This window comes from Ruminococcus sp. CAG:57 (assembly GCF_000435935.1).
GTDB classification, from domain to species: domain Bacteria; phylum Bacillota; class Clostridia; order Oscillospirales; family Ruminococcaceae; genus Hominimerdicola; species Hominimerdicola aceti.
This window is the reverse complement of the sequence record NZ_FR890786.1, coordinates 1,429-20,765: the sequence shown is the minus strand read 5'-3', so window position 1 is coordinate 20,765 and position 19,337 is coordinate 1,429. Positions and strand designations below refer to the sequence as shown.

Below are 19,337 nucleotides of genomic sequence, written 5' to 3'. Positions count from 1 at the left end.
CAGAGCCTGCGGCTATAGATTATTCTGTTACACTAAACGAAAATATGAATGGTAATACAGAAGAGGTCGAAGAAGAACCAGAAGCCTGTGCACCTGATATTGTCGAAGTAGAAAGTGATCCTGTTGTTGAAACTATCGTCAAAGTGAAAAAGGATAGAAAAAAGTGTACCACACAAAAAAACAACGATCTCCAAAGCATACTTGCAAACATTTGCAGCGAAGAGCAAATAGAAGAGATCAGCAAACTTATAGCTGAGTCTAACACAAAAGAGGAGCTTCACAATTCTCTTGCAAAGGTATATAAAAAGCAGGCTACAGATTTTTACAAGCTTCTTAGGCCAAGATATCTGCGACTTAAAGGACTACAGGAATCCGAAAATACATGCACCGCTGATGAAGATAAAACGATGACGGCTCAGAAAACTGAAAAGGTTGTTTACCATGATGTACTATCCGTAAAACTTGATGAGCTACTCGACGGCAAATGCAACAAAGACGAACTGGCACTTATAAGAGAAGCAGTCATTGACGCCACAACAAAACAGCAGCTTTATATCAGAATGGTAAAAGAGTTCAAAAAGGAAAAAGGCTGCGATATATATAACAAAATAAAGCCAGAGTATGTGTCTTTGCACAAGCTTGCATCTGAGATCATTAAATAAAGGAGTGTAAAATATGAAACTTATGATAGCGTCAGACATTCATGGTTCGGCTTACTGGTGCAAAAAAATGCTTGAAGCCTTTGAGCAAAACGGTGCGGAAAAACTAATTCTTTTGGGTGATATCCTCTATCACGGACCAAGAAACGACCTTCCAAAGGAATATGCACCAAAGCAGGTGATAGCCATGCTCAATCCGCTAAAGGATAAGCTTCTATGCGTGCGTGGTAATTGTGACACAGAAGTCGATCAAATGGTGCTTGACTTCCCTGTTATGGCGGAATATGCTTATATATGCTGTGACGGACTGAGGATATTCGCCACACATGGTCACAAATTCAACTGCGACAATCTGCCACCGCTGTCTAAGGGCGATATTCTGCTCCACGGTCACACCCATGTACCGGTAATAAAAGATCAGGGCGATTACACCTACATAAATCCGGGTTCAGTATCTATCCCGAAAGAAAATTCAGCACACAGCTATCTGATACTGGAAAACGGCAAGTTCACATTCGGTGATCTCACATAAATAAAAGGCAGCTCAAGGCTGCCTTTTTTTGTGCCTATTTTATTGTAGTTTCAAGTCCGTTGACCTCTATCTCAGGGTCATCAAGATTGATTATAAGGCATTTTCTGCCATCGACTATCTGAGTTTTTACCTTGTCAACTGCGTCCTTGCCAATATTTACGGTTATGCTTGGAGCAGAAACTACGGTCCTTTTCTCCACAAGGTTTACCGCTGTGAGTGGCTTTCCACCAGCCGCTGCGTCAAAAACTTTAGGAAGATTATCAAGCTTATCCTGACTAACTCCAGCTTCCCACAGAATGGACGAAAGTTTATGTTCGTCAATTGTCGGTATCTCAGTTTCATGAGCATTTTGGTCAACAAATGTGGAAATCTTGTCATTCACAGTAGTGATAAGATCATAGTCAAGCTCATCACCCACAACGCTTGTGAGGATATCCTTGAAAGTTTCCTTTTCGTTCTGACATGTCATTGAGAACTCACAACCCAGAAGCTCTTCCACAACGGAAGTGTTCGGCTTTTTGGCGTTTTTCGTGTAGTAAAGCACGCCGTTGATATCAGGCGCACGATCATTGAAAAGAGGAAACAAAAAGCCATCGCTTGGAAGCTCAACAATTCTATCGCATGACTCTTTCTTAGCGATAGAGTTGTCCTGCTCGTCATACACAAGCCCGTCAATACGCAGATTTACAGGGCAAAGCGCCGTCACTATGAAGTTGTAATCTGTGTCAGCTTCGTCCTCAAACTCGTCCATTTTGTTCTTTTTCAGCACAGAATATGTACAATGTGCCATGAAAATGGTATATGTTGACACATACTCCACCTTTTCAACTATGGCGTTGAGAAAATTATCAACCTTTTCCTCATCAAGCAGCTTGCTTTGCAATGTTTCATACATGAAAGGCTGTGCCCCACCCTCAAGATATGCGTCCTTTGGAAACGAATATTCCAGCAGATTTTTGCCGATAGAGCCGCTGAGCACCTTTTTCAGGTTTATCATTATCAGCTCCGCCTCGTCCTGCGGAATAGTGTTGTAAAGCTGATTGGTCTTGCACTTTATGTTCTTTTCAGCATCCACAAATGCCGTAACAACGTGATTTACAGTGAAAAAGCCACAATCGTCATTAAAATTTTTCTTTATTTCATTTATTTCCTTTTTGTTCATCTTGGCGTCCTCCCGAAAAAATGTATATTAATTATAGCACAAATGTACAGATTTTTCAAGAGCCACAGACAAAAAAATCCCACAGCCGAAACTGTGGGATAATTGTTATTAAACTGGGTGAACCTTATTTTCAGCGTCTGAGTGCTTACCGTCAACGCCGTACTTTCTATCACGTCTGTCCTTGAAGAACTTAGGTGCAACCTTAGGGAACATTGCATATGTGAGGATATCTTCCTCCTGCTCTGTCCACTCAGCAGCCTCTTTCTTCATTGTTTCAAACTCTGGCTGGAGAAGGTCAGCAGGACGGCAAGTGATAGGCTCTTCGTCGCCAAGAATCTTCTTCTGGAACTCAGGGTCGATAGCAACTGGTGTCTTACCGTACTCGCCCTTAACAAGTCCCTTGAACTCCTTAGTTACTGTCTTGTATCTCTCGCCCATGATTACGTTGAACACAGCCTGTGTACCAACGATCTGTGATGTAGGTGTAACAAGTGGTGGATAACCTGCGTCCTTACGAACCTTTGGAACTTCCTTGAGAACGTCGTCAAGCTGATCTGCCTTGCCAGCCTGTTTCAGCTGTGAAAGGAGGTTTGAAAGCATTCCGCCAGGAACCTGATAAAGAAGTGCGTTTGTATTTGTAGCGAGCATTGAAGGGTCAAGCAGACCGTTGTCGATGTACTTCTTTCTGAGTTTCATGAAGTAATCTCTTATCACGTTGAGCTTAACAAGGTCAAGACCTGTGTCATACTCAGTGCCCTTGAATGTAGCAACGATAGACTCAGTTGGTGCATGAGATGTACCAAGAGCAAGTGGTGACATTGCTGTATCAACGCCGTCAACACCAGCCTCAACAGCCTTGAGGATGCACATAGAAGCAAGACCTGATGTGTAGTGAGTATGCAACTGGATCGGGATCTTAACTGCTGACTTGAGGTCCTTAACAAGTGTTTCAGCCTCATATGGAGTCAGAAGAGCCGCCATATCCTTAATACAGATAGAATCTGCACCTGCATTCTCAATCTGCTTTGCATAGTTCATGTAATACTCATGAGTAAATACCTCGCCAAGTGTGTACGAGATAGCAACCTGAGCGTGACCATTTTCCTTCTTAGCAGCCTTGATAGCTGTTTCAAGGTTTCTGATATCGTTCAGTGCGTCAAAAATTCTGATAATATCAATACCATTTGCAATAGACTTCTGTACAAAATACTCAACAAGGTCATCAGCATAGTGACGGTAGCCAAGCATATTCTGACCTCTGAAAAGCATCTGGAGCTTTGTGTTAGGCATTTCTTTTCTAAGTATACGAAGTCTTTCCCATGGATCTTCATTTAAGAATCTGATACATGAGTCAAATGTAGCACCGCCCCAACACTCAGCAGAATAAAAACCGATCTTGTCGATCTCAGGGAGTATCTCACGCATATCGTCCATTGACATTCTTGTAGCAAGAAGTGACTGATGAGCGTCACGGAGGACAGTTTCAGTTATTTTAAGCTTTGCCATTTTAAATCGATCCTTTCGTTATTTTTCAGGAATGTTATTAGCCGATAACAGCAAGAACTGCACCAGTCTCAACAGCAGAGCCCTTAGTAGTATTAACGCTCAGTACCTTACCGTCGCAAGGAGCGTTAACGTCATTCTCCATTTTCATAGCTTCCAGTACGCAAATAGCCTGACCTGACTTAACAGTGTCGCCTACAGCTACCTTGATGTCAAGGATAGTACCAGGCATTGGAGCTGTTACCTTTGTGCCATCTGCAACAGGTGCAGCGGCTGGAGCTGGAGCAGCAGGAGCGGCTGCAACAGGGGCAGCGGCTACAGGAGCAGCAGCGGCACTTCCGCCGACTTCTTCAACTGCAACGTCATAAGCTTTTCCGTTTACTGTAATATTATATCTTTTCATCTTAAAAAACCACCAATCTTTTTAATTTGATATGTTTATCACAACTGAATATTGCTATGTTTCTTAGGCAGTCTGGAAATTCTCTTTCCAGCCATTACCTCGATAGAATCCATAAGTGTCTGTCTGATCTCGTTCTTAGCGATTATACCGTCAACGCAGCCATTCTTTGCAGCAACAGCAGCAGAGGCATTCTCCTTAGCGAACTTATCAGCAAGAGTGTTTCTTGCAGCAGTAAGATCAGCAGCACCCTTCAGCTCATCATGCTGGAGGAACTCAACAGCAGTTACAGGAGCAAGTGCAGAGATAACAGCTGTATCAAGAGCAAATGACAGATCAGCATTTGAACCCTTACCAGCAAGTGCAATAAATGCAGGACCATAAGCCTTACCTGTAACAACAGCAAGTTTAATAGTAGTAGCCTCAGCGTAAGCGTGGCAAAGCTTTGCCATATCCTTCACAGCACCGTAAGCCTCAGTATCATCATCAGCCTTAAAGCCCTCTGTATCAACAAAAGTTACAACAGGGATAGCGTAAGCGTCGCAAGTTCTTACAAATCTTGCGATCTTTGAGCAATCAGCAGACGTAAGCTTGTCGCCTGTCTTGTTAGTAGCAACAACGCCAACTGTAGCACCGCCAAGTGTTGCAAGTGCTGTATAAGAAGCCTTGCCATACTCAGCATTAAGCTCATTTACACTGTCGCCATCGCAAACAGCCTTTGCAATGCCATCAGCGTCATCACCAACAGCCTCAGTTGGATCAGCAAATTCATACATTGGTACTGGTGAAAGGTTGTTCTGTGGAAGTTTTGTAAGTATACTCTTTGCAGCCTCAACAGCAGCCTTATCGTCCTCGCAAACAACAGCAGCAGTGCCGTTTTCAGCAGCATTTTCAGCAGAGTTCTTTATGTTTGCGTTTGGTGCAACATAAAGCTCAGCATCCTTTGCGATAACAGTGAAGTCAGCAGACTCAGCGAGCATTGCTGCACAGCCTGCACAAGTGCCAGCGACAACAGCTATCTGAGGAACAACACCTGAAAGGTTAGAAGTCCACATAAGCAGTTCACCATAAGCATTGAGAGCCTTTGAACCGTCGCTTACGTCAGCACCATAAGAATCGAATATTCCGACAACAGGAACACCTGTCTTAGCAGCAAGGTCATAAACCTTTGCTATCTTCTTTGCCTGTGCCTCTGTCAAAGCACCGTCCTTAACAGTCACGTCCTGAGAAAAAGCATATACAGGATTACCCTCAACATAGCCAAAAGCAGTAATAACTCCAGCAAGGGAGTCACCCGCAGCAGCATAAGCGTCAAGCTCTGTAAATTTTCCTTCGTCAAACAAATATGTCAGCCTGTTTCTTGCAGCAGTAGGAGTCTGCGACGCAGCTTTAAGCTCAGCAAGAGTAGAAATTGAATCAGACATACAGTTTCCTCCATTCAAATAATTTTTGTGATAAAATAACGCAAAACTACTGGATTTTATCATATTTATACACTTAATATTATACTATTTTTTCGCCAAATTTACAAGAGTAAATTGACCTATTTCCGCATATTTTACGTTTAGTAGCATAATCAATATCGATACACGCATATTATTAAGCATTTTGCACAATAACAAAGGGCCTCCTGACAAAAAGAGACCCCCGATAAGCGTTATTTTTTGGTGATAGCATTCCTTAAAGCCCTTAGCTCGTCAGGTTTAAGCTCTCTATACTCACCTGGTTTTAGCATACCAAGTTTAATCGGACCGATGGCAGTGCGCTTTAGTCTTGCGACTTCAAGTCCCACAGCTTCGCACATTTTTCTTATCTGACGGTTCCTGCCCTCATGGATAGTCATTTGAAGCACAACCCTGCCAGGCTGTTTGTCGAGCACAACAACTGAACACTCCTGCGTCATTTTGCCGTCTATTTCAACTCCTGAAGCAAGCTTTATGAGTTGCTCATCGTTTATGTCAGGTCTTACTGTAACACGATAAGTCTTAGCGATATGCCTTGAAGGGTGCATGATATCATTGGCAAAATTTCCGTCATTTGTGAAAAGCAACAGTCCCTCTGAGTTCTTGTCAAGTCTGCCGATAGGATAAACTCTTTCAGGCACTTTTGTTAGAAGCTCGGTTACACACTTTCTATCAAGCTCATCGCTCATTGTGGTAACATATCCTCTTGGCTTGTGGAGCATGATATAATAAAGCTGTCTTTTCTTGGCAACATATATTTTTTCCCCATCAAGGGTGATTATATCCTTGCCTGCCAAAGCCTTGTCGCCAAGCTTGCAAGGTCTGCCATTGACCTTTACCCTTCCCTCTGAGATATACTCCTCTGCCTTTCTTCTTGAACAAACACCACTGTCAGACATTATTTTCTGTATACGAATCTTTTCCATATTTTCTCCTTATTTATGTACGGCTCACATTGAGCCGTTATGCAAACAATTTTTTCAGCTTATCTAGATAATAGTGGAATATATCTGGCTTTTCAGGCTCTGCAAGCATCGAATCTTCCACCGCCGTGATATCCGTTCGGGCTATTTCCACATCATTGTAGTAAAACAATGCCAGCCCTATTTTATCTCCACTTTTCACAGGCGCATAAACAAACCTTGGCAGATATATCTTTGTCTTGACTTTGTAAGCCCTGCCGTTCAAAAGCACCGCACTTGCATGCCCTACCTTACATTTCACACTGTCGCTCACTCCGCCAACAACTGCAACATCAAAACTACTTTTATCCAGTGGAAGCTTCTGTTTAGATACAAAATCAAAGCAATAATCATAGAGCTTTGAGTGATCATTCCAATCATCAGGAGCATTCAAGGTAACGCATATAAGCTCTTTATTCTTTCTGTCACAGGCTGAAACAAGACATCTCCTCGCCTTGTCCGTAAACCCCGTTTTTACGCCCACAATACCTTCACAGCTTTTTAAAAGCTTGTTTGAGTTAATTAGCCAGCGGTCATACGGTGGGTTTCCATAGCACAACTCAACCTTTTCAAGGTGGCATATAGCCCTAAAATCTTCATTTTTCATTGCTTCCGCTGCAAGCTTTGCCATATCCGCTGCAGTGGAATAATGCTCATCTGTATCATCATCAAGCCCTGACGGCGTTACAAAATGAGTATCATTAAGCTCCAATTGTTCAGCCTTTTTGTTCATAAGCTGAACGAACTTGCCGATACTTCCTGCCACTCTTACCGCAGCAGCATTTGCAGCGTCATTTCCGCTTGGAAGAAGCATGCCACAGCATAGATCGCGTAGAGTGACTTTGTCACCATCTTGAAGACCCATGGACGAGCCTTCGACCTTTATAGCTTCGCTGTCTACCACGAACTGCTTGTCAAGATCTTCACCACTTTCAAGCACAAGAAGCACAGACATTATTTTGGTAGTGCTTGCCATCGGACGCCTTTCATAGGCGTTTTTCTCGAACAGCACATCACCTGTTTCACCGTCTATAACTATAGCACTCTTCGCGGATATCTCACTGAGATCGTCAGCACTGACATTCATACAGCAAAAGCACATCATCATGACCGTACAAATAAATACCGTCACGCATTTCAAACAAACCACACCCTTAAAATCAATTTCAAGGATTAGTTTGCTCACTTGTGCTTTTAAAATTCAGTAAAATTATTCCTCGTCTTCGTCCTCGTCGTCAGACTTTTTGCCAAGAAAATCTGTTATCTTATCTATCACCTCAGGTACCATATTTATGATAGCGTTTTCCTTTGTCGCATTCATCGAAAGCTGTAAAAGCTTTGCTTCGCCCTTGTAAACAGCGATAAAAGCGATAGGCTGGATAGTTACTCCTCCGCCTGAGCCACCGCCGAACGTTTCCTTTGTGCTTTTTGTTGGCAAGTCAGAGCCACCCGACGCAAAGCCCACTGATATCTTTGAAACTGGGATTATAGTAGTACCATCTGCGGTAACGATAGGCTTGCCCACAACAGTCTCGCAGTCTGCCATTTCACGGACCTTGTCCATTGCAGTTTTAACAAGTCCCTCGATCTTTGTACTTTCGCTCATTTTTCTCAACCTTTCGTATTTCAATTTGTTGCTTTAACTTCATTCTTTTTAGCCGCAAGCTCTTTACTGCGACGCTTGGCAGCACGCTTTTTCTTACGTCTGCCTGAAAGATATATTTTAAGAAAATTAACGCCCGTGCAAAACCCTATTGCTATCAAAGTGCTTGGTCTTACCCTGACTAAGGTATGAACGTCATATCCGAACTTTTTTTCATCAAAAATGCAGTTCACATCAGCTTTTTTAAGCTTTACTGTAAAAACACCCGCAAGTATTGCAATAGTATTGAAAAGCCCTGCCTGCACCTTGCCGTATAGCATAGCCGCTTCGTAAGCGTCCTCTTTTCCAACGTCAAGAACTATCCTTGTGTCTGTAAAGCGTATAGCTTTCAGAAGCTTTTTGAAATATTTCCAGCCCATGGGAATATAAGGCTTCACCTTTTTATACTGCGCTTTCAGCTCATAGAACTTGCTTTTTTTCTTTTCTTTAGATTTGGAAACCGGCTTCTTTTCACCCTTATCCTTTTTATGAAAAAGCTTTCCGACAAAGCCCTTTTTCTCCTGCTTCACAGTTATTTCCTCGGGTTTGTCCTCTGCACCAGCTTCAACATTGGTATCAGTATCAATATCAGCGATATCTTCCTGCTTATCCTCTACCTCAGTCACGCTGACATTTTCATCTGCTTCATTATTTTCTATTTTTTCAGGCTTAGCTTCAACAATTTGCTCGGACACTTCTCCTGTTTTATCTGTCGTATCATCAGTCTGTGGGACAGGTAAGCTTTCTTCAATATTGTCCTCAAACTCCTCAAAATCATCAAAACTATCCTCAGGCAGTTCAGCTTTTTTTGATCTTTTCTGTTTTTTCTTCTTAGGCTTTCGTGGATAAATGTCAAAAAACATATACCGTACTTTAAGATCAAAGCCTTTTTTATTCAGATCTATCTGTGCCGTAATGGAAAAATGCAGCAGGATAACAATAACCGCTATAATACCAAGCAGTATCCATAAAACAATTATCGTTATCATCTCCCCTCATGGTCATACTTTATTCTTCCGTATCATTCTCTTTTGTTATCTCGTCAATGGTTATCTGCTCCTGCTTATCAGGGATAGGCGGCAGATCGTCCAGGCTTGACAGCCTGAAACAACGGAGAAAATTGTCCGTCGTCTTGTATGCAATAGGCCTGCCAGGCAGGTCAAGTCTTCCCGCTTCTGCAAGCAAACCCTTATCTACGAGAGAATTTACAACTCCCGAGGAGTCAACTCCCCTGACGTGTTCGACAAAGCCCTTTGTTACAGGCTGATTGTATGCGACTATTGTCAGCGTCTCCATTGCCGCAGGGCTAAGAACAGAGTTTTTCTTTATCTCCAAAGCCGCCTTTATGAATGTCGCAAGCTCTTCTTTTGTGGCAAGCTGATATGACCCATTAAGGCTCAGAAGCGTAATTCCGCTTTCAGCCTTGCTGTATTTATCTGCCAAAGAGCCAAGAGCTTCCTCAAGCTGATCTTTGACGATACCAACTGCCTCGCATAGCTTCTCGCTCTCCACAGGCTCTCCGCTTGCAAAAAGCACAGCCTCGACGGCTGCCTGTATATTTGAATGTTCCATAGATTATCCCTTTTCTTATTTTATCCGTAGCACCAGAAATTATTGTCTCCGTCATCGCCCACAGGTGAATATCCCCAATAATATCTTCTTTTTGCCCAATAGTTCGGCTTGAATACAGTATCAGGGGTAATATCCGCAAGCTGTTCGATCAGCCTTATCTCCTCCATAGTGGCTTCATCAGGCTGTTCGGGCTCAGGCTTTGCCATAACAGGCTCGGTATATAAAACAACACTGTCTATCTTTTCAGATATCTGCTCCATTTCAGCCATGACCTCCTCAGCTGATTTCACAGGAGCATACGCCGCAATAACTTCACCTGATATGCGCTCGGATTTTGCAGATATATACCGCTTTGACTGAGAAGCTTCTTCACGCTCTGCGTCAACATCAGCAACTTCTTCTATCTCATCTGCAGGCTCATCGTCAAGTATATTTTCTATAGGCTCAGGCTCGGGGACAGCTTCTGTCGTTTCGCTTTCGATAACAACAGGCTTATCGAAGTCGGACTCGACTTTTTTGTTCTTTGAAGCCTTGTTGAAAAAAATCTTTGAGTTATCGTCATTGAGAAATATCCTGCCAGACTTTGTAAGCTCCAATATAGCAAGAAAAGTAGCGACTTTCTCACTTTTCTCCGTCATGCCGTCATAAAGGTCGCCCATATCGCATTCACCATGCTTATAAAGTCTTTTAAGGACATGGATTATCTTCGATGTGACCGATACTATCTTATGTGAAACTATCGGCTCAAACATCTTCGCTTTCAGCGGAACGCTCTCACGGGCTTTCTTTGATATGCCCATATAAGCGTCATAAAGGCACTGAGGGTCATGCTCACGGGTATAGGTCTTGTTTACAGGAAGCTTTATCGCTGTCCTTATAAAAACAAGGTCACCAACGTAAACTTCACGGAGAGTCTGTGCAGCCTGTTTGCACAGAGAATACTCGATGATCCTGCCTTCAAGCTCTTTTTTAAGCTCTTTTGACTCCTCGTCATGAGGCAGAAGCGAACAGGTCTTTATGTATATAAGGCGTGCCGCCATTTCAAGAAAATCAGCGGCATCCTCATAATCCTCGTGGTCAAGATCATTGATATAGTCCATATACTGTTCAAGGAGCAAAGATATCTCAATATCGTAAATATTCAGTTTGTGCTTGCTGATAAGGTGAAGAAGCAAGTCAAGCGGTCCTTCAAACATATCCAGCTTGAACTGAGCAGCACTCATTTACGTTTTTCCTTTCATGAACAGTTTTATTTCAAAAATATCGCTTTTAGTATAGGGTCAACCCAGAACGTAAGCTTATCCATTATCCAGAACATACCATTTTGTAACCAACCTATAGGCGTATCAAGAACGCCTGTTACAACAAGTATCATAAATGCAATAGCGATATAGTTCTGATACTGTGCCATAAAGCGATCTACCTTACTGCTTGTAAAGTAAGAAAGTATCTTCTGACCGTCAAGCGGCGGGATAGGTATAAGGTTGAACACTGCAAGTCCCACGTTTATAGCTGTAAAGTAATATAATATAAGCGACACATAGTAAAAAGCTATAGAATAATGCACTATATAAAGCACATAGAAAAGCTTATAAAGAACTATTCCGATAAGTCCCATTATGATATTTGAGATAGGACCTGCGGCTGCCGTGAGTGCCATGCCCTTCCTGTAATTCTTAAACCTGATAGGGTTTACCTGAACAGGTTTACCCCAACCAAAACCTATGAAGAATATGCACAATGCACCAATAGGGTCAAGATGTGCAAGAGGGTTAAGGGAAAGTCTACCCTGATAACGTGGGGTATCATCCCCAAGCTTTGTTGCCGCCCATGCGTGAGCGTACTCATGGATAGGTATACACATGAAAATTACGATGAGCTTTGCACCGTAATCAAGAATTTTCTGCGGATCCATATTTTCATGACCTCCTGTCATTTCAAAACAAAATTACACAAACCACAAGTGTAATTATACACTATTTTCAATGAAATTTCAAGGCATTTTGTCTTTATTTTTAATCGAAAACGATAAATATATGCGATTTTACGGAAATTTCAAAAAAAATCTCAAAAAGCTCTTGCAATTTCTTTTCAGTTATGCTATAATATTTAATATTGTGAATAATAGTATTGCATTTTTAAGGGTAAAGGAGGTGCAGCGTAATGGCAAAATGCGAAATCTGCGGTAAGGGCGTTACTTTTGGTATCAAGGTATCACACTCACACAGAAGAACAAACAGAACTTGGAAGCCAAATGTAAAGAGAGTTAAAGCTGTTGTAAACGGCACTCCTTGTCACATTTACGCTTGCTCAAGATGCCTGCGTTCAGGTAAGGTAGAAAGAGCTTAATGCTTGAATATTCCAAAAAATCGACTAGCTTCGCTAGTCTTTTTTTTATGCTTTTTAAGATACAAAAAAACCGGAGCCGAGTGTCATACTCTGCTCCGATTTTTATTATGCAGCGTGTCTGCCAAATGTTCTCTTATTCTCAGGCGGTGCAAAAACAGAATTAGCACCTGACGATGAATTGTCACTGTTCATATTGTTGTTGCTGAAACCGTGGTCGGTCTTATATATCATATCATAGTAGATTATAGCATTGGAGATGTTAATTCGCTCCTCGGCATAATTTGAATAGTTACTGATATAATCCTCGTCCACAACACCATCGTTTATTCGTGCGTTACAAGAATCCTGACAGTACGTTTCATTCACAGTGGTCTTGAACAGACCCTGATCGTCGTCCATATACACTGGGTTAGGATCATCTTTATATACTTGATTGCATGACACCGCCGTTGCCACATTTTTGTAATCCGTAAGATCAAAATATGTGTTTTTCTGGCTATCATAGTAAACAGTATCTGTTACAAAATTGCCGTTTGGGAAGATAACAACATTTTCCTCGTTATCAGCAACAGAAAAGATATCATGACCAAGTGCATAGACATTTGAGAAGCCAAACATATTTCCAAGTGTTGGCTGAACGTCATACATACCCATTATCTGCTTGACCTCTGTAGGCTCATATCCGCCGTCTTTCGACCATATTATGAACGGCACTTTTCTGTTAAGATTGTAGTAGAAATCGTCAACAGGAACATAGCCCTCGTCATCCTCAGTAAGAACAGAATCAGTAAATGGATTATAGTTGAAATATCGGTCATACTCCTCTGCCTTTATTTTTGCGTCATGGTCACCATAAATAACAACAACAGTGTTATCAAGAAGTCCTGCATTGTCAAGTTCTGTCATGAACTGACCAATAGCCTGATCTGCATAGTGAACAGACTTAAAATAAGATCCAAGCTTTGTACCCTCAAGGAACGGTGCAGATTTTTCCTCATACATTCCATCCTCTTCGTTGAACATCTTATACTTGAAATCTACCTCATAGTCGCTCACACGCTCAATGTCAGTAAACGGCGTATGGTTTGTGAGCATAAGGAACGCACCATACCACTTATCATGCTCCTTGTTTATCTTCTCGATCTTTGGCACTGCCTGTCTGAAGAACGATTTGTCTGACAGACCAAGACCAATAGTTTCATCAATGTTAAAATCTTTGTTATAGTTAAAGAAATCATCATAACCAAGGGAATGATGTAGATTAAGTCTGTTCCAGTAAGAGCCGTTGTTGCCGTGCATACTGAAAGTATAATAGCCCTTCTTCTTAAGCATTTTCTGGGTAGTTGTGTAATCTCTGTCCCAATAGTTGATAGCAACTGTACCGCTTGAAGCTGGCATAAGTGAAGAAGCAAAGGTAAACTCGCTATCTGAGCTTGTTCCCACACTCTCTTGAGCGTAGAAATTTGAAAAATAAAGACCCTCTCTCGCAAGCTTGTTCATATTAGGTGTAAGCTCTTCTCCGTTTATATATGTATCCATACAGAATTGCTGAAAACTTTCAGCGTGGATAACTATAATGTTCTTATCCTTGAAAATATTCGTGTACTTGTTACTCTTTTCAGAAGTTTCTTCAGTCTTTGACTTATCGTCATAGAACTTATTGAAAACCTCCTCGCTTTCCTCGTAACCAAACATCATATTTATTTTCGCATGAGTGCAGGAAATAACATCGCTGAACTGATATGTGTAAAGACCAAAAGTGCCAAGAACATATTCTCTGTTCCACTGCTTAGCAAGTCTTGAATAATCAGTGCCGGTAAGTGTTGAGCAAAATATTCCTGCAAGACCTATGGAAACACAAAATGTTCCAAGAGCATATCCACGGCGCTTTCTCTTTTCCTTGACCTCGGTGATATAATCTCTTGTACGTCTTTTAAGAAGTATGTACACAACTATGATAACAGGGATATCCCACAGGAAAATAAGATCCTTTGGTTCCATGATGTTCTCAGTAACAGCGTCCATTACTCCGCCGAGCTGTGAAGCCGTTGAAATAAGCGACACTGAGATAAACGACTTATAATTTGTATAGTATATAGAATTTGCCGTACAAAGAATAGAAAAAATTATGGTGAGTATAAGCAAATATACAAATTGCTTTCTTGGCTTTTTAAACACATATGAAATTAGAGCAAGCAACAGTATAACTGCCATATCAGCCATGAGCGGTTTTATCTGGCTGTAATTAAACTTAACAGTAAATGCTCTAAGAAGAAATCCATTCAGAACAGATGCAAATACAAATGTTAGAAACAAGATGTTATCCTTCAGATATCCGCCTATTCCGCTGCGGATCTTTGTTATGACCTTATTCATTTATATCTCCTTTTCTATTTACTTTATTCAGTCGCAAAGAATATTGTATAATTTTTTCTGATAAAAGTCAAGCATATTAAAACCTTTTCAGTGAAATACACAAAACTTTCCTCAAACAAGCCAACTAATTTAAGGGCAATATTCCTTGAACAAAGTATATTTTACTCCCATTGAACCTTAATGTCAACAAATTAAGCTGAAATTTCAGCTATTTTTCACTTTTGTAATAATCGCGTAAAACAATTTACATTTTATGTATGTTCAAATAATTTAACTGTACAATAATCTCAATGTGCTTTTGTTTATATGGAGTAAATATATTAAAATCGACAAAGTTTTTTGTCAAAAATCAAAAATAATTGAAAATAGTATAGAAATACATTATAATATGAATGTCTGAGCATAACAATGATCACGGAGGAAAACAATGATAAAACTTATTGCAACTGACATGGACGGCACTTTGCTTGACGATAACAAGCAGCTTCCCGAAAATTTTGACAACATAGTAAAACGGCTGTTTAATAAAAATATCAGATTTGTTATTTCAAGTGGCAGAAGCTACTGCACGCTAAAAAAACAGTTTTCTGAATATCTTGACGACATGACATTTATTTGCGACAATGGTGCATATGTTGTTGATAAAGGAAAACTTCTTTCGGTTTCAGTGTTGCCAAAGGATACCGTTAAAGAAGCTGTTAGATTTTGCGACAAATTAGGACTTACAGTCCTTCTTTGCGGAAAAAATGGCACATGGCATAACTCAAGAAATGATAGTCAGCACCAAGAAATAGCTTCATACTATGTAAATCAAGTAAAGATGGATGATCTCACCCTTGTTGACGATGATATTTTCAAGATAGCCGTTTTTGAAGAAAGCGGCATTGAAAATGACGGCTACTGCAAGCTCGAAGAACGCTTCGGCGAAAATTTCAACGTGCAGCTTTCAGGTAAATACTGGACGGATATAATGAATAAAGGTGTAACAAAAGGCACTGCACTGCGAACCATAGAAAACCGCATTGGAGTACGATACGAAGAAACCATGGCTTTCGGCGATTATCTTAACGATGTTGATATGCTCAACAATTCTTACTACAGCTTTGCAATGTCAAATGCTCATGAGTCTATTAAAAAGGTAGCAAATTTCATGACAGGCTCAAACAATGACAACAGCGTTATGAAAGAAATCGAAAAACACTGCCTTGCATAAATAAAACATAAACAAAGCGATCTGACCAAAAATCAGACCGCTTTTCCTTATAATCTCATTTTAAAATCATCATAGCCGAACTCTTTTATAAGCTCCAACTCGCCGTCAAGCTTTTGAAGATATATTGACGGCAAAGGCATTCCGTTGAAAGTGTTGTTTTTACACATGGAATATATAGCCATATCACAGAAAACAAGCCTGTCACCCTCTTTAAGAGGCTCGTCAAAGGAATAGTCCCCGATTATGTCACCTGCAAGACAGGTCGGGCCGCCAAGGCGATAGGTGTAAGGCTTTTCGTCTGCAACACCTGAACCAACAACATTTGGTCTGTAAGGCATTTCCAGAACGTCAGGCATATGACAGGCTGCTGATGCATCAAGGATAGCAAGATCCATGCCGTTTTTAGCCGTGTCTATCACCTCTGAAACAAGATATCCTGCATTGAGTGCAACAGCCTCGCCCGGTTCGAGATAGACCTGAACACCATATTTGTCATGAAGATAATTCACACACTCGATAAGGGTATCTAGGTCATAGTCATCACGGGTTATGTGATGTCCACCACCAAGATTTATCCATTTCATATTGTAAAGATACTTGCCGAACTTCTCCTCAATATGTGGTATCGTTCTTTTTAGCACATCAGAGCCTTGCTCACACATAGTATGAAAATGCAGACCATCTATGCCATCAATAAGACTGTCATCAAAATTATCTAAAGTTGTTCCGAGCCTTGAATTTTTGAAGCATGGATTGTAAATATCCGTTTCGATCTCCGAATACTCAGGATTGCACCTTATTCCGCAGGATATCTTCCTGTCGCTTTTTTCAACAATGCCCTTGAATTTCTGCCACTGTTTTGGTGAGTTGAACACGATATGATCGCATATCTGAACAAGCTCATTCATGTCCTTTTCTGTGTATGCAGGAGAATAAACATGAACTTCTCCGTCAAACTCTTCCCTGCCAAGCTTTGCCTCATAAAGACCGCTTGCGGTAGTGCCTTTCAAGTGCTGTGATATCATAGGATATGTGCTATACATGGAAAAAGCTTTCTGTGCCAAAAGTATTTTACAACCCGTTTTCTCCATGACATTATCCAAGATAGTCAGATTTTTTAGAAGCTTTGCTTCGTCAACAACATAACAAGGTGTTTTCACCTTAGAAATATCAAACATTCTTTTCCTCCACGGCTCATCTATATGAACCATCGTTGATAAAGTTTACTGTAATATTTTTGTTTTTCATTCTTGCGTCCATAAAAACACTAAGAACACTCTTGGCAAATTCAAGACTCTCCTTAGGAATATCGTCAAAGTCATGTATCATTATTTCCAATGGCTCTTCGACTTCACAAAGCTTCTCATAAAGCTTGTCGCCGTTAGCTATAGAATCCATATCATGAGCAAGCGCCTTGCTGACATATGGGTAAAACATATCAGCATTTACCATTTTAACATCGTCTATCATCAATATCATTTACTCGTCCCCCATAAATTTTACTGCTGTTCCGTATGCAATGACCTCAGCCGCGCCTGCCGCAATAGCAGATGAAGCATATCTTATATTAACTACTGCATCAGCACCCATTTGTTCAGCTTCAACCACCATTCTCTTCGTGGCAAGAGCTCTTGCATCATTCATCATCTCATTATAGGCTGTAAGTTCTCCGCCAACAAGATTTTTAAAGCTCTGCATGATATCCTTTCCGACATTTTTGGTCTGGATAGTTGAGCCTTTGACAAGCCCAAGCATTTCAAGCTTTTTGCCAGAAATATAATCAGTATTTACTAAGATCATCATCTTCGCCTTTCTTTATTTCTTTTATACGCTGAATAAGCACCGTTATCGCAACGCCTGACAGCAAGGCAGGAACTACCAGAGCAATTATCTTTGCAAGCATAGGAACACCATTCATATATGCAAAAATAACGCCAATAGCTATATAATAAATAGATATCAAAGCAACTATCACAACTGGTGCTATCATTTTTTTTGTTTTGGTTTTCACTTTTCGTCACCTTTAATCAAAAACCATTTTCTTTTTGCCGTTTTTGTTTCGTGGATACTCTCTTATCCTGATGATATTGGCTGTATTCACGATACTTTCGTTTCTATCATCACCCTGAGTAACTCTTACCCAGCCATCGCCTATCTCTTCAAGTGTGCAGTCTATAACTGATGAAAGCGAACCTCCCTGCGAAACTGTATAAACAAGAACCTCTTGTCCGAGATATCTCGCAAAAGCTTCTTCGATCTTCATTTTTTTGTTCTCCTATTAGTCAACAAGAACAGGATCAAAGTTCTCTGTCCAAGGCAGACCCCACTTGTTAAGTGCGTCCATGAATGGATCCGGATCAAACTCCTCTATATTGTGTACGCCCGGCTTTTTCCACTTGCCTGTGAGTATCATCATTGCGCCTATCATTGCAGGCACGCCTGTTGTGTAGGAGATAGCCTGTGAACCGACTTCCTTATAGCACTCCTGATGATCGCATACGTTGTAAACGTAATATGTCTTGTCCTTGCCGTCCTTTTTGCCCTGGAAGATACAACCGATATTTGTCTTACCCTTTGTTCTTGGACCGAGTGAAGCTGGATCAGGAAGAACTGCTTTAAGGAACTGTAGCGGTACTATCTTCTTGCCCTCAAAGTCGATAGGCTCGATAGAAGTCATACCCACGTCCTCAAGGCACTTAAGGTGTGTAAGATAGCTTTGACCAAATGTCATAAAGAAACGAATCCTCTTGATACCCTTGATGTTGAGAGCCAGTGATTCAAGCTCCTCGTGGTGAAGAAGATACATATCCTTTTCGCCAACCTGATCGAAGTTATAAACTCTCTTTATCTCCATTGGCTCAGTTTCTACCCACTTGCCGTCCTGAATATAAGAACCCTTTGCAGAAACTTCTCTTATGTTTATCTCAGGATTGAAGTTCGTTGCGAATGGATAGCCATGATCGCCTCCATTGCAGTCGAGGATATCTATATAGTTTATTTCATCAAAATAATGCTTCTGAGCATATGCACAGAAAACACCTGTTACACCTGGGTCAAAGCCAGATCCGAGAAGCGCTGTGATACCAGCCTTTTCAAATCTCTCTCTGTAAGCCCACTGCCACTTGTATTCAAACTTTGCAGTGTCCTCTGGCTCATAGTTTGCTGTGTCAACATAGTCTACTTTACACTCAAGACAAGCGTCCATGATATGGAGATCCTGATAAGGCAGAGCCACGTTGATACAAATATCAGGCTTATATTCTTTCATAAGAGCAACAAGCTCAGGCACGTTGTCTGCGTTCACCTGTGCAGTTGTGATATTTGTCTTTGTCTTATCCTGAAGTTCCTCCTTGAATTTATCGCACTTTGACTTTGTTCTGCTGGCGATACAGATATCAGTAAATACCTCGCTGTTCTGACAACACTTGTGTATAACTACACCTGCAACTCCGCCTGCACCGATTATCAATGCTCTTGACATATTAGATCATTCCTTTCTATTTT

General features: G+C 41.0%; 22 protein-coding genes. 4 read left to right on the top strand and 18 right to left on the bottom strand.

Going from position 1 to position 19,337, the window contains the following annotated elements; genetic code table 11:
• Both QVO88_RS10480 and yfcE read left to right on the top strand, forming a co-directional pair.
• Positions 1–662 (top strand): DUF1878 family protein (locus QVO88_RS10480; RefSeq protein WP_288178015.1); only part of this gene is annotated, 662 nt, incomplete at its 5' end.
• A 13-nt stretch (positions 663–675) separates the two neighbouring features.
• Entirely contained in the window at positions 676–1,191 is a 516-nt protein-coding gene (yfcE, locus tag QVO88_RS10475; RefSeq protein WP_022288413.1) for a phosphodiesterase, read from the top strand.
• A 34-nt stretch (positions 1,192–1,225) separates the two neighbouring features.
• Here the strand turns inward: yfcE and QVO88_RS10470 are convergent, their stop codons facing one another.
• From QVO88_RS10470 to QVO88_RS10420, 11 genes are all read right to left on the bottom strand, one after another.
• Entirely contained in the window at positions 1,226–2,353 is a 1,128-nt protein-coding gene (locus tag QVO88_RS10470; protein ID WP_022288412.1) for a DUF4317 domain-containing protein, read from the bottom strand.
• A 108-nt stretch (positions 2,354–2,461) separates the two neighbouring features.
• Positions 2,462–3,859 carry an oxaloacetate decarboxylase subunit alpha gene (locus tag QVO88_RS10465; protein ID WP_022288411.1) on the bottom strand — a complete coding sequence of 466 codons (1,398 nt, stop codon included), beginning with the start codon at positions 3,857–3,859 and terminating at the stop codon, positions 2,462–2,464.
• 37 nt (positions 3,860–3,896) lie between these two features.
• Positions 3,897–4,259 (bottom strand): biotin/lipoyl-containing protein, encoded by a 363-nt coding sequence (locus QVO88_RS10460; protein WP_022288410.1) that lies wholly within the window; start codon positions 4,257–4,259, stop codon positions 3,897–3,899.
• Positions 4,260–4,297: 38 nt separating this feature from the next.
• Positions 4,298–5,680 carry a carboxyl transferase domain-containing protein gene (locus tag QVO88_RS10455; protein WP_022288409.1) on the bottom strand — a complete coding sequence of 461 codons (1,383 nt, stop codon included), beginning with the start codon at positions 5,678–5,680 and terminating at the stop codon, positions 4,298–4,300.
• A gap of 233 nt (positions 5,681–5,913) precedes the next feature.
• A complete protein-coding gene (locus QVO88_RS10450) occupies positions 5,914–6,645 on the bottom strand; it encodes a pseudouridine synthase (protein ID WP_022288408.1) in 732 nt (243 codons plus the stop codon).
• A 37-nt stretch (positions 6,646–6,682) separates the two neighbouring features.
• Positions 6,683–7,867: a D-alanyl-D-alanine carboxypeptidase family protein gene (locus QVO88_RS10445; protein ID WP_022288407.1), complete on the bottom strand. Its 1,185-nt coding sequence runs from the start codon at positions 7,865–7,867 to the stop codon at positions 6,683–6,685.
• Positions 7,868–7,891: 24 nt separating this feature from the next.
• Positions 7,892–8,287: a GerW family sporulation protein gene (gene ytfJ / locus QVO88_RS10440; RefSeq protein ID WP_022288406.1), complete on the bottom strand. Its 396-nt coding sequence runs from the start codon at positions 8,285–8,287 to the stop codon at positions 7,892–7,894.
• Between the two features lie 20 nt (positions 8,288–8,307).
• Complete coding sequence (locus QVO88_RS10435; protein ID WP_022288405.1) at positions 8,308–9,312, bottom strand: hypothetical protein; 1,005 nt, start codon at positions 9,310–9,312, stop codon at positions 8,308–8,310.
• Positions 9,313–9,331: 19 nt separating this feature from the next.
• The gene (scpB, locus tag QVO88_RS10430) at positions 9,332–9,895 is read right to left on the bottom strand and encodes an SMC-Scp complex subunit ScpB (protein ID WP_022288404.1); all 564 of its coding nucleotides are present in this window, start codon (positions 9,893–9,895) and stop codon (positions 9,332–9,334) included.
• A 20-nt stretch (positions 9,896–9,915) separates the two neighbouring features.
• Positions 9,916–11,118 (bottom strand): ScpA family protein, encoded by a 1,203-nt coding sequence (locus QVO88_RS10425; RefSeq protein ID WP_022288403.1) that lies wholly within the window; start codon positions 11,116–11,118, stop codon positions 9,916–9,918.
• 26 nt (positions 11,119–11,144) lie between these two features.
• Positions 11,145–11,810, bottom strand: a complete 666-nt coding sequence (locus QVO88_RS10420) for a site-2 protease family protein (protein WP_022288402.1) — start codon at positions 11,808–11,810, stop codon at positions 11,145–11,147.
• A gap of 248 nt (positions 11,811–12,058) precedes the next feature.
• On the opposite strand from QVO88_RS10420, the gene rpmB reads away from it, so the two are divergent.
• A complete protein-coding gene (gene rpmB / locus QVO88_RS10415) occupies positions 12,059–12,244 on the top strand; it encodes a 50S ribosomal protein L28 (RefSeq protein WP_022288401.1) in 186 nt (61 codons plus the stop codon).
• Positions 12,245–12,349: 105 nt separating this feature from the next.
• Here the strand turns inward: rpmB and QVO88_RS10410 are convergent, their stop codons facing one another.
• Positions 12,350–14,620, bottom strand: coding sequence for an LTA synthase family protein (locus tag QVO88_RS10410; RefSeq protein ID WP_022288400.1), 2,271 nt, complete (start codon positions 14,618–14,620; stop codon positions 12,350–12,352).
• A gap of 427 nt (positions 14,621–15,047) precedes the next feature.
• Here QVO88_RS10410 and QVO88_RS10405 point away from each other — a divergent pair, with 427 nt between their 5' ends.
• Positions 15,048–15,833: a Cof-type HAD-IIB family hydrolase gene (locus tag QVO88_RS10405; protein WP_022288399.1), complete on the top strand. Its 786-nt coding sequence runs from the start codon at positions 15,048–15,050 to the stop codon at positions 15,831–15,833.
• A 47-nt stretch (positions 15,834–15,880) separates the two neighbouring features.
• Here the strand turns inward: QVO88_RS10405 and nspC are convergent, their stop codons facing one another.
• The 6 genes from nspC to QVO88_RS10375 are packed head-to-tail and all read right to left on the bottom strand — an operon-like array spanning position 15,881 to position 19,314.
• Positions 15,881–17,011: a carboxynorspermidine decarboxylase gene (gene nspC, locus QVO88_RS10400; RefSeq protein ID WP_022288398.1), complete on the bottom strand. Its 1,131-nt coding sequence runs from the start codon at positions 17,009–17,011 to the stop codon at positions 15,881–15,883.
• 16 nt (positions 17,012–17,027) lie between these two features.
• Positions 17,028–17,312, bottom strand: a complete 285-nt coding sequence (locus QVO88_RS10395) for a hypothetical protein (protein ID WP_022288397.1) — start codon at positions 17,310–17,312, stop codon at positions 17,028–17,030.
• Positions 17,313–17,633, bottom strand: coding sequence for a YbjQ family protein (locus QVO88_RS10390; RefSeq protein ID WP_022288396.1), 321 nt, complete (start codon positions 17,631–17,633; stop codon positions 17,313–17,315).
• Positions 17,614–17,844, bottom strand: a complete 231-nt coding sequence (locus QVO88_RS10385; protein ID WP_022288395.1) for a hypothetical protein — start codon at positions 17,842–17,844, stop codon at positions 17,614–17,616. The genes QVO88_RS10390 and QVO88_RS10385 overlap by 20 nt, the downstream gene beginning before the upstream one ends.
• Before the next feature lie 12 nt (positions 17,845–17,856).
• A complete protein-coding gene (locus QVO88_RS10380) occupies positions 17,857–18,096 on the bottom strand; it encodes a hypothetical protein (protein WP_022288394.1) in 240 nt (79 codons plus the stop codon).
• Positions 18,097–18,111: 15 nt separating this feature from the next.
• On the bottom strand, positions 18,112–19,314 hold the full coding sequence (locus tag QVO88_RS10375) for a saccharopine dehydrogenase family protein (protein WP_022288393.1): 1,203 nt from the start codon (positions 19,312–19,314) through the stop codon (positions 18,112–18,114).
• Positions 19,315–19,337: the final 23 nt, after the last annotated feature.

Bases quoted from the DNA above. Each gene is read 5' to 3' on its own strand.
- yfcE (WP_022288413.1), top strand. From the start codon at position 676: ATGAAACTTATGATAGCGTCAGACATTCATGGTTCGGCTTACTGGTGC.
- QVO88_RS10470 (WP_022288412.1), bottom strand. From the start codon at position 2,353: ATGAACAAAAAGGAAATAAATGAAATAAAGAAAAATTTTAATGACGAT.
- QVO88_RS10465 (WP_022288411.1), bottom strand. From the start codon at position 3,859: ATGGCAAAGCTTAAAATAACTGAAACTGTCCTCCGTGACGCTCATCAG.
- QVO88_RS10460 (WP_022288410.1), bottom strand. From the start codon at position 4,259: ATGAAAAGATATAATATTACAGTAAACGGAAAAGCTTATGACGTTGCA.
- QVO88_RS10455 (WP_022288409.1), bottom strand. From the start codon at position 5,680: ATGTCTGATTCAATTTCTACTCTTGCTGAGCTTAAAGCTGCGTCGCAG.
- QVO88_RS10450 (WP_022288408.1), bottom strand. From the start codon at position 6,645: ATGGAAAAGATTCGTATACAGAAAATAATGTCTGACAGTGGTGTTTGT.
- ytfJ (WP_022288406.1), bottom strand. From the start codon at position 8,287: ATGAGCGAAAGTACAAAGATCGAGGGACTTGTTAAAACTGCAATGGAC.
- QVO88_RS10435 (WP_022288405.1), bottom strand. From the start codon at position 9,312: ATGATAACGATAATTGTTTTATGGATACTGCTTGGTATTATAGCGGTT.
- scpB (WP_022288404.1), bottom strand. From the start codon at position 9,895: ATGGAACATTCAAATATACAGGCAGCCGTCGAGGCTGTGCTTTTTGCA.
- QVO88_RS10425 (WP_022288403.1), bottom strand. From the start codon at position 11,118: ATGAGTGCTGCTCAGTTCAAGCTGGATATGTTTGAAGGACCGCTTGAC.
- QVO88_RS10420 (WP_022288402.1), bottom strand. From the start codon at position 11,810: ATGGATCCGCAGAAAATTCTTGATTACGGTGCAAAGCTCATCGTAATT.
- rpmB (WP_022288401.1), top strand. From the start codon at position 12,059: ATGGCAAAATGCGAAATCTGCGGTAAGGGCGTTACTTTTGGTATCAAG.
- QVO88_RS10410 (WP_022288400.1), bottom strand. From the start codon at position 14,620: ATGAATAAGGTCATAACAAAGATCCGCAGCGGAATAGGCGGATATCTG.
- QVO88_RS10405 (WP_022288399.1), top strand. From the start codon at position 15,048: ATGATAAAACTTATTGCAACTGACATGGACGGCACTTTGCTTGACGAT.
- nspC (WP_022288398.1), bottom strand. From the start codon at position 17,011: ATGTTTGATATTTCTAAGGTGAAAACACCTTGTTATGTTGTTGACGAA.
- QVO88_RS10395 (WP_022288397.1), bottom strand. From the start codon at position 17,312: ATGATATTGATGATAGACGATGTTAAAATGGTAAATGCTGATATGTTT.
- QVO88_RS10390 (WP_022288396.1), bottom strand. From the start codon at position 17,633: ATGATCTTAGTAAATACTGATTATATTTCTGGCAAAAAGCTTGAAATG.
- QVO88_RS10380 (WP_022288394.1), bottom strand. From the start codon at position 18,096: ATGAAGATCGAAGAAGCTTTTGCGAGATATCTCGGACAAGAGGTTCTT.
- QVO88_RS10375 (WP_022288393.1), bottom strand. From the start codon at position 19,314: ATGTCAAGAGCATTGATAATCGGTGCAGGCGGAGTTGCAGGTGTAGTT.